The following is a 6,849-nucleotide window of genomic DNA, read 5'->3' on the forward strand; positions in this document are numbered from 1 at the left end:
CGTGTCGTTGCACCGGGCATGACCACCATCGCCGTCACCGGCGCCACCGGGACCGTCGGCGGGCTCGTCGCCCGCCACCTCGCCAAGGCCGGGGCCGAGGCCCGCCTGCTCGTCCGCGACCCGAGCCGCGCACCCGACCTGGGGCTGCCGGTGTGGCAGTGCGCGTACGACGAGGGGCCGGCGCTCGGGGAGGCGCTGGCCGGCGTCGACGCCCTCTTCTTCGTCTCCGGGCACGAGAGTGCCGACCGGATGGCCGACCACCGCTCCGTCGTCGAGGCTGCCGTCGAGGCCGGGGTCGGTCACGTCGTCTACACGTCGTTCGTGGGCGCGTCGGCCGACAGCACGTTCACGCTGGGCCGCGACCACGGCGCCACCGAGGACCTGCTGCTCGACGCCGGACTCGCGTGGACGTTCCTGCGCGACAGCTTCTACGCGGAGGTGTTCCCGCACTTCGCCGACGAGGACGGCGTGATCCGCGGCCCCGCCGGCGAGGGACGGGTCGCGGCGGTCTCGCAGCGCGACGTCGCCTCCGTGGCCGCGGAGGTGCTGCTCCACCCCGACGACCACGCGGACCGCGCCTACGACCTCACCGGGCCCGAGGCGTTGACGCTCGCGGAGATCGCCACCGTCCTGACCCAGGTCACCGGCCGACCGCACCGCTTCCACGACGAGACGCTCGAGGAGGCCCGCGCCAGTCGCGCGCACTACGGCGCCCCCGACTGGCAGGTGGACGCGTGGGTGAGCACCTACACCGCGATCCGCGACGGCGAGCTCGCCGCCGTCAGCGACGACGTCCCGCGCCTGCTGGGGCGGCCGGCCCTCTCGCTCGCCGAGGCCCTCACCGCGTCTCGCTGACGCGTCACGCCGTCGCGGCGGCCAGGACCGCCAGCTCCTCCTCGCGCGTCAGGCCCGCCAGGCGGGGTCGGTCCAGACCTCGTGCGCGCTCGTCGGCGAGCACGTCGGCAGCCGTCTCCTCGAGCGGCCGTCGGACCAGCCCGGCAGCCTCCGCCCGGGCGGTGTCGATCCGCACCATGCCGCCGTAGTCGTCAGGCAGCCAGAGCGGCAGCGACCGCCCGCCCGACCACGGCCGCACGTCGAGCGCCTCCAGCCGATCCGGGCCGACGGGCACGAGCCGTCCGGGGAACCCGACGCTCTGCGCGACCCGGAGCAGCGCCTCCCCCAGCGCGACGCCCTCTCCGGCGACGTTCAGGACACCCGTGACGCCACCTTCGGCCGCATTCACCACGAACGTCGCGACGTCGCGCACGTCGGCCACCTGGCACCGCGCTCCCGGCGGGTCGGGCACCAGCACGTCGCCCGTGTCGGCCCGGGCGAACCGGGCCGGCCAGTAGCCGAACCGGTCGGACGGGTCGCCCGGGCCGGCCAGCAGGCCCGACCGCAGCACCAGCGGAGCAGCGTGCTCGAGGACCGCCTGCTCGCACGCGACCTTGCCCTCCCCGTACAGCTCGGCGTCCACCTCGTCCGTCGTCACCGGCTCGCGCAGCGGATCGTCCTCCTGCAGCGGTCCCGACAGGTCCGTGTAGACGTTGGCGGTGGAGACGAACGTCCAGTGGGCGCTCGTCGCAGCCAGCGCCGACAGGGCGGTCCGCACGTGTCCCGGCTGGCGGGCGACGTCGACGACGGCGTCCCACGGGCCGGCCACCTGGTCGTAGGCGTCGGCAGCGTCGCGGTCGGCGCGCACCCAGTGCGAGCCGTCGACGACCTCGCCGCTCTCGCCGCGCGCCAGGCACGTGACGTCCTGCCCCCGCTCCAGCGCGCTCCGCGCGACCTCGCGGCCGAGCCATGCCGTCCCACCGAGCACCAGCCACCGTCCCATGCCTCCACCTGAGCAGCCCCGGCGCCGACTCGCCAGAGGTGTTCACCGAGGGCTGACGGCCTAGGCTCAGGGCATGGCCTCCATCAGCACCCTCTCCGTCACCGGGACCGCCTCGACCCGCGAGAAGGTCGCGCTGCCCGACGGCGGCGTGCTCACGGTCAAGCTCGTCTCGCCCGACGGCGAGGTGCTGGCCGCCTCCGCCAGCGTCGCCGGCGACGGCCCCACGCCGTTCGAGCTGTCCGTCGACGCGGCGCTCGTCCCCGACGCCGACACGCTGCGTCTCTGGGCGATGCTGCGCACCGACGTCGGCGTGTGGGGCACCCCCGAGCTGGTCACGGTGCGCGAGGAGCTGCAGCTGTCGCGAGTCGACGCCTGATGCCGCGGGGTGCCCAGGTCACGCACCTGTCGCGGGAGGAGGTCGCCGCCGCGGACAGCCCCGTGCTCGGACGCATCGCCTCCCTGCTGCGCCCCTACCGCCGGCAGCTGGTGCTCGTCTGCGTCGCCGTCGTCGCCGGCGCGGCGCTGACGTCGGTCATCCCGTTCCTCACCCGCGCCGTGTTCGACCAGGCGCTCTTCCCCACCGACGGAAGCCCCGCCGACCTCGGCCTGCTCGGGCGGCTCGTCGGTCTCATGTGCCTCATCCCGGTCGTGACCGCCCTGATCTCCGTCGGGCAGAACTGGCTCACCGCCACGATCGGGAACTCCGCGATGGCCGACTTGCGCAGCCAGCTGTTCGCGCACCTGCAGACGATGGAGCTGGCGTTCTTCACGGCCACGAAGACCGGTGCCATCCAGTCGCGGCTCGCCAACGACGTCGCCGGGGTCCGGACGGTGCTCACCGACACCGCGACGACGATCCTGCAGAACACGGTCACCGTCGTCGCGGCCGTGGTCTCGATGGTGCTGCTGTCGTGGCAGCTGACGGTCCTGACCCTCGTGCTCATGCCCGCGTTCATCGCCATCCAGCTGCGGGTCGGCCGACGTCGTCAGAAGCTCGCGCGCCGCACGCAGGAGTCGCTGTCGGAGATGACGGCGATCACCGAGGAGTCGCTGAGCGTCTCGGGCATCCTGCTTTCGAAGGTGTTCGGCCGCGCCGAGTCCGAGACGGAGCGCTACCGCGAGGCCAACCGGGAGCAGGCGCGTCTGCAGGTGGCGCAGGCGATGACCGGCCGCACGTTCTTCGCGACGGTCCAGACGTTCTTCGCGATCACGCCGGCCCTCATCTACCTGCTGGCCGGGCTGATGATCACCGGCAGCCTGCCCGGTGGGGCCGACACGCTCACGGCCGGGACGCTCGTCGCGTTCACGACCCTCCAGGCCCGCCTCCAGATGCCGCTGCTGCAGCTGATGCGCGTGACGCTCGACGTGCAGACGTCGCTCGCCCTGTTCCGCCGCATCTTCGAGTACCTCGACCTCCAGCCCGCCGTGGTCGAGAAGCCGGGCGCGGTCACCCTGCCTGCGGTGCGCGGCGAGGTCGAGATGCGCGGCGTCTGGTTCCGCTACCCCGAGCCGCGCTCGCTCAGCGGGGGCCGCACCGGTGACCGGTTCGGCGACTCGACCGTGCGCATCGACCGGCCCGACGGCGTCGCCGCTCCCGTGTCCGACGACGCCTGGGCGCTGCGCGACGTGTCGCTGCGCGTCGAGCCGGGCCAGCTGGCGGCCATCGTCGGGCCGTCGGGGTCGGGCAAGACGACCGCCACCTACCTCGTGCCGCGCTTCTACGACGTCACGCGCGGTGCCGTGCTGATCGACGGGCACGACGTGCGCGACCTGACCCTCGACACTGTCACCGGCGCCGTCGGCATGGTCACGCAGGAGCCGTACCTGTTCCACGGCACCATCCGCGACAACCTCGCCTACGCCCGACCCGACGCGAGTGCCGAGGAGATCGAGCAGGCCGCCCGCGACGCCAACATCCACGACCGGATCCTCAGCTTCGCCGACGGGTACGAGACCGTCACCGGCGAGCGCGGGTACCGGCTGTCCGGCGGCGAGAAGCAGCGGCTCGCGATCGCCCGCGTGCTGCTCGCCGACCCCCGCATCCTCATCCTCGACGAGGCCACGTCGGCGCTCGACACGGAGACCGAGCGGCTCGTGCAGCAGGCGCTCGAACGCGCCCGCGCCAACCGCACGACCATCGCCATCGCCCACCGCCTGTCGACCATCCACGACGCCGACGTGATCTTCGGCGTCGAGGACGGGCGGGTCGTCGAGCAGGGCACGCACGACGAGCTGCTGGCCGCCGGCGGCCTCTACGCCCGGCTCTACGTCGAGCAGTTCCAGTCGGGCCGGGGCCCGCGGCGCGTCGACGAGCGTCGGGCCGACGTCAGCGTGTGACCCGCCGTCCCTGGCGGGCGGCTTCCGTCGGAGGGCAGCGCTACCGTCGTCGCGTGATTGCTCGAGTCGAAGGGACGGGTCGCCCCCTCGTCGTGCTGCACGGCTTCGGGGTGGACCACCGGATCATGCTCCCGCTCGAGTCCATGGTGAGCGACGTGTCCTGGCGCCGCGTGTACGTCGACCTGCCATGGGCGGAGGCCGTGCACGACGCGGCCGCCTCGAGCGCGCAGGACGTGGCCGAGGGCGTCCTGGCCGAGGTCGAGGAGCATCTCGGCACCGAGCCGTTCGCCGTGATCGGGAACTCCTTCGGGGGGATGATCGCGCGGTGGCTCGCGCACGAGCGTCGAGACCGGGTCCTCGGTCTGGCCACCGTCGCCGGGCTGGTCCAACCGGACCACGCTGCACGCGACGTCCCGCCACGCACGGTCCTGCACCGCGACGACGCGGTCCTCGAGCGCGCCGGCGACGCACGCGACGACTTTGCGGCGGTGAGCGTCGTGCAGGACGCTCGTTCGCTGGAGTCGTTCGAGGAGTACGTCCTCCCCGGCCTGCGCGGCGCGGACCCGGGCGCCATGGAGCGCATCGCGTCGGCGTACGCCCTCCCCATGGTCCCCGAGGTGGCGCACCCGGAGCCCTTCGCCGCACCCACCCTGCACGTCCTTGGACGCCAGGACGACGTGGTCGGCTACGAGGACGCGCTCACCCTGCGCGACCACTACCCACGCGGCACCTACGCGGTCCTCGACACGGCGGGCCACAACGTCCACCTCGAGCAGCCCGGTGTCACGGGCGCCCTCGTCCGGGACTGGCTCGCGCGCGTCGACCGTCACGCAGCGCACCACGACGCGGCGTGAGCGGTCAAGCTGCGGTCAGAGGCCGCCGAGGCCCACGTACTTCGTCTCGAGGTACTCCTCGATGCCCTCGGCGCCGCCCTCGCGACCGAAGCCGGAGGCCTTGACGCCGCCGAAGGGGGCGGCCGGGTTCGAGACGATGCCCTGGTTCATCCCGACCATCCCGGTCTCGAGACCCTCGTAGACCTTCACCGCACGGGCGTAGTCGGTGGTGAAGGCGTACGCGACGAGGCCGTACTCGGTGTCGTTCGCCATGCGGATCGCGTCGTCGTCGTCGGTGAACGTGAAGACCGGCGCGACCGGGCCGAAGATCTCCTCGGTGGACACCTTCGCCGACAGCGGCACGTCGGTGAGGACGGTCGGCGGGTAGAACCAGCCGGGACCCTCAGGCACCTCGCCTCCGGTGACCACGGTGGCGCCCTTCTCGACGGCGTCGTCGACGAGCTCGGCCACCTTGTCGCGCTGCTTCTCCTCCACCAGCGGGCCGACCTTCACGCCGTCCTCCAGGCCGGGGCCGATCTTCAGGGCGCCCATCTTCTCGGCGAGCTTGGAGGAGAACTCCTCGGCGACGTCGGCGTGGACGATGAACCGGTTGGCGGCCGTGCACGCCTCACCGATGTTGCGCATCTTCGCGAGCATCGCGCCCTCGACCGCCGCGTCGACGCCGGCGTCGGCGAAGACGAGGAAGGGCGCGTTGCCACCCAGCTCCATCGACACCCGCAGCAGGCCTTCAGCGCTCTGCTCGACGAGGGAGCGCCCGACCTCGGTGGAGCCGGTGAAGGTGAGCTTGCGCAGCCGCGGGTCGCGGATGATCGGCTCCATCACCTCGCCCGTGCTCTTCGTCGTGACGACGTTGAGCACGCCCTCGGGTACGCCCGACTCCTCCAGCACCTTCGCCAGCCACAGCATGGTGAGCGGGGTGAGTCCGGCGGGCTTCACGACCATCGTGCAGCCGGCGGCGATGGCGGGCGCGATCTTGCGGGTGCCCATCGCGAGCGGGAAGTTCCAGGGCGTGATCATGAGGCACGGTCCGACGGGCTGCTTCAGGGTGAGCAGACGTGTGGCGCCGTTCGGGGCGACGGAGTAGCGGCCCGACACGCGAACGGCCTCCTCGGAGAACCAGCGCAGGAACTCGGCGCCGTAGGTGATCTCGGCCTGGCTCTCGCTGAGCGGCTTGCCCATCTCGAGCGTCATGATCGTGGCGAGCTCGTCGGCACGGTCGACGACCGTCTCGAACGCCGAGCGCAGGATCTCGCCGCGGTCGCGCGGCGGCACCTTGGCCCAGTCGGGCTGCGCGGCGACGGCTGCGTCGATGGCCGCCTTGCCGTCCGCGACGGTCCCGTTCGCGACCTCCACCAGCGTCGAGCCGTCCGCGGGGTTCTCGACCGCGAAGGTCGCACCGCCGCTCGCGTCGCGCCAGGAGCCGCCGATGAAGAGCTGGGTGGGGACGTCGGGCAGTGCGGAGGCGGTCATGTCCCGAGGCTACGACGGACGCGACGAGTCGGCACCTGGTGACCTTCGACTCCCTGCAATGATGGCTTTGGTTGGTGTTGTTTCGCTGTGGTGTTCGATATCTTTGTTCCATGTCCAGCACGCAGCTCGCCGACCGGCTCGAGGCCGTCGCTGCCGAGCTGCGCGCGTTCCCGACGAGCACGGATGCGCTGCGGCTGCTGCAGGGACTCTCGAACGCGATCGATGCGGAGAAGGTGGCGCTGGTCGCGGAGGTGGACGAGCATCGCGACTTCGAGACCGAGGGCTGCTCGAGCCTGAAGAACTGGCTACGTGACCAGCTGCACCTCGACGGCAGACAGGCGTCCCAGCTGG

7 protein-coding genes are annotated in these 6,849 nt (G+C 72.4%); 5 read left to right on the plus strand and 2 right to left on the minus strand.

All coding sequences use genetic code 11. The features are described 5' to 3' along the window. The first annotated feature begins 18 nt into the window (after positions 1 to 18). Positions 19 to 855, plus strand: coding sequence for an SDR family oxidoreductase (locus tag NH339_RS04950; protein WP_253023123.1), 837 nt, complete (start codon positions 19 to 21; stop codon positions 853 to 855). 4 nt (positions 856 to 859) lie between these two features. On the opposite strand, the gene NH339_RS04955 is transcribed toward NH339_RS04950, so the two are convergent. Continuing rightward, positions 860 to 1,837, minus strand: coding sequence for an NAD-dependent epimerase/dehydratase family protein (locus NH339_RS04955; RefSeq protein ID WP_253023125.1), 978 nt, complete (start codon positions 1,835 to 1,837; stop codon positions 860 to 862). Positions 1,838 to 1,910: 73 nt separating this feature from the next. On the opposite strand from NH339_RS04955, the gene NH339_RS04960 reads away from it, so the two are divergent. Genes NH339_RS04960 through NH339_RS04970 form a run of 3 tightly spaced genes read left to right on the plus strand, consistent with a single transcriptional unit; the run spans position 1,911 to position 5,028 of the window. Beyond that, a complete protein-coding gene (locus NH339_RS04960) occupies positions 1,911 to 2,213 on the plus strand; it encodes a YbaY family lipoprotein (protein WP_253023127.1) in 303 nt (100 codons plus the stop codon). After that, complete coding sequence (locus NH339_RS04965; protein WP_253023130.1) at positions 2,213 to 4,174, plus strand: ABC transporter ATP-binding protein; 1,962 nt, start codon at positions 2,213 to 2,215, stop codon at positions 4,172 to 4,174. The genes NH339_RS04960 and NH339_RS04965 overlap by 1 nt, the downstream gene beginning before the upstream one ends. Positions 4,175 to 4,227: 53 nt before the next feature. Further along, complete coding sequence (locus tag NH339_RS04970) at positions 4,228 to 5,028, plus strand: alpha/beta fold hydrolase (RefSeq protein ID WP_253023132.1); 801 nt, start codon at positions 4,228 to 4,230, stop codon at positions 5,026 to 5,028. Between the two features lie 15 nt (positions 5,029 to 5,043). Here the strand turns inward: NH339_RS04970 and NH339_RS04975 are convergent, their stop codons facing one another. Further along, complete coding sequence (locus NH339_RS04975; protein WP_253023134.1) at positions 5,044 to 6,498, minus strand: NAD-dependent succinate-semialdehyde dehydrogenase; 1,455 nt, start codon at positions 6,496 to 6,498, stop codon at positions 5,044 to 5,046. Positions 6,499 to 6,608: 110 nt separating this feature from the next. On the opposite strand from NH339_RS04975, the gene NH339_RS04980 reads away from it, so the two are divergent. Further along, positions 6,609 to 6,849: hypothetical protein (locus NH339_RS04980; protein ID WP_253023136.1), on the plus strand; the 241-nt coding region annotated here is incomplete at its 3' end.

The sequence above is a fragment of the Aeromicrobium sp. CnD17-E genome (assembly GCF_024124745.1).
In the GTDB taxonomy this organism is placed as follows: Bacteria; Actinomycetota; Actinomycetes; order Propionibacteriales; family Nocardioidaceae; genus Aeromicrobium.

Excerpts from the sequence above, each read along its gene's own strand:
- NH339_RS04955 (WP_253023125.1), bottom strand. The coding sequence starts at position 1,837 with ATGGGACGGTGGCTGGTGCTCGGTGGGACGGCATGGCTCGGCCGCGAG.
- NH339_RS04965 (WP_253023130.1), top strand. The coding sequence starts at position 2,213 with ATGCCGCGGGGTGCCCAGGTCACGCACCTGTCGCGGGAGGAGGTCGCC.
- NH339_RS04975 (WP_253023134.1), bottom strand. The coding sequence starts at position 6,498 with ATGACCGCCTCCGCACTGCCCGACGTCCCCACCCAGCTCTTCATCGGC.
- NH339_RS04960 (WP_253023127.1), top strand. The coding sequence starts at position 1,911 with ATGGCCTCCATCAGCACCCTCTCCGTCACCGGGACCGCCTCGACCCGC.
- NH339_RS04950 (WP_253023123.1), top strand. The coding sequence starts at position 19 with ATGACCACCATCGCCGTCACCGGCGCCACCGGGACCGTCGGCGGGCTC.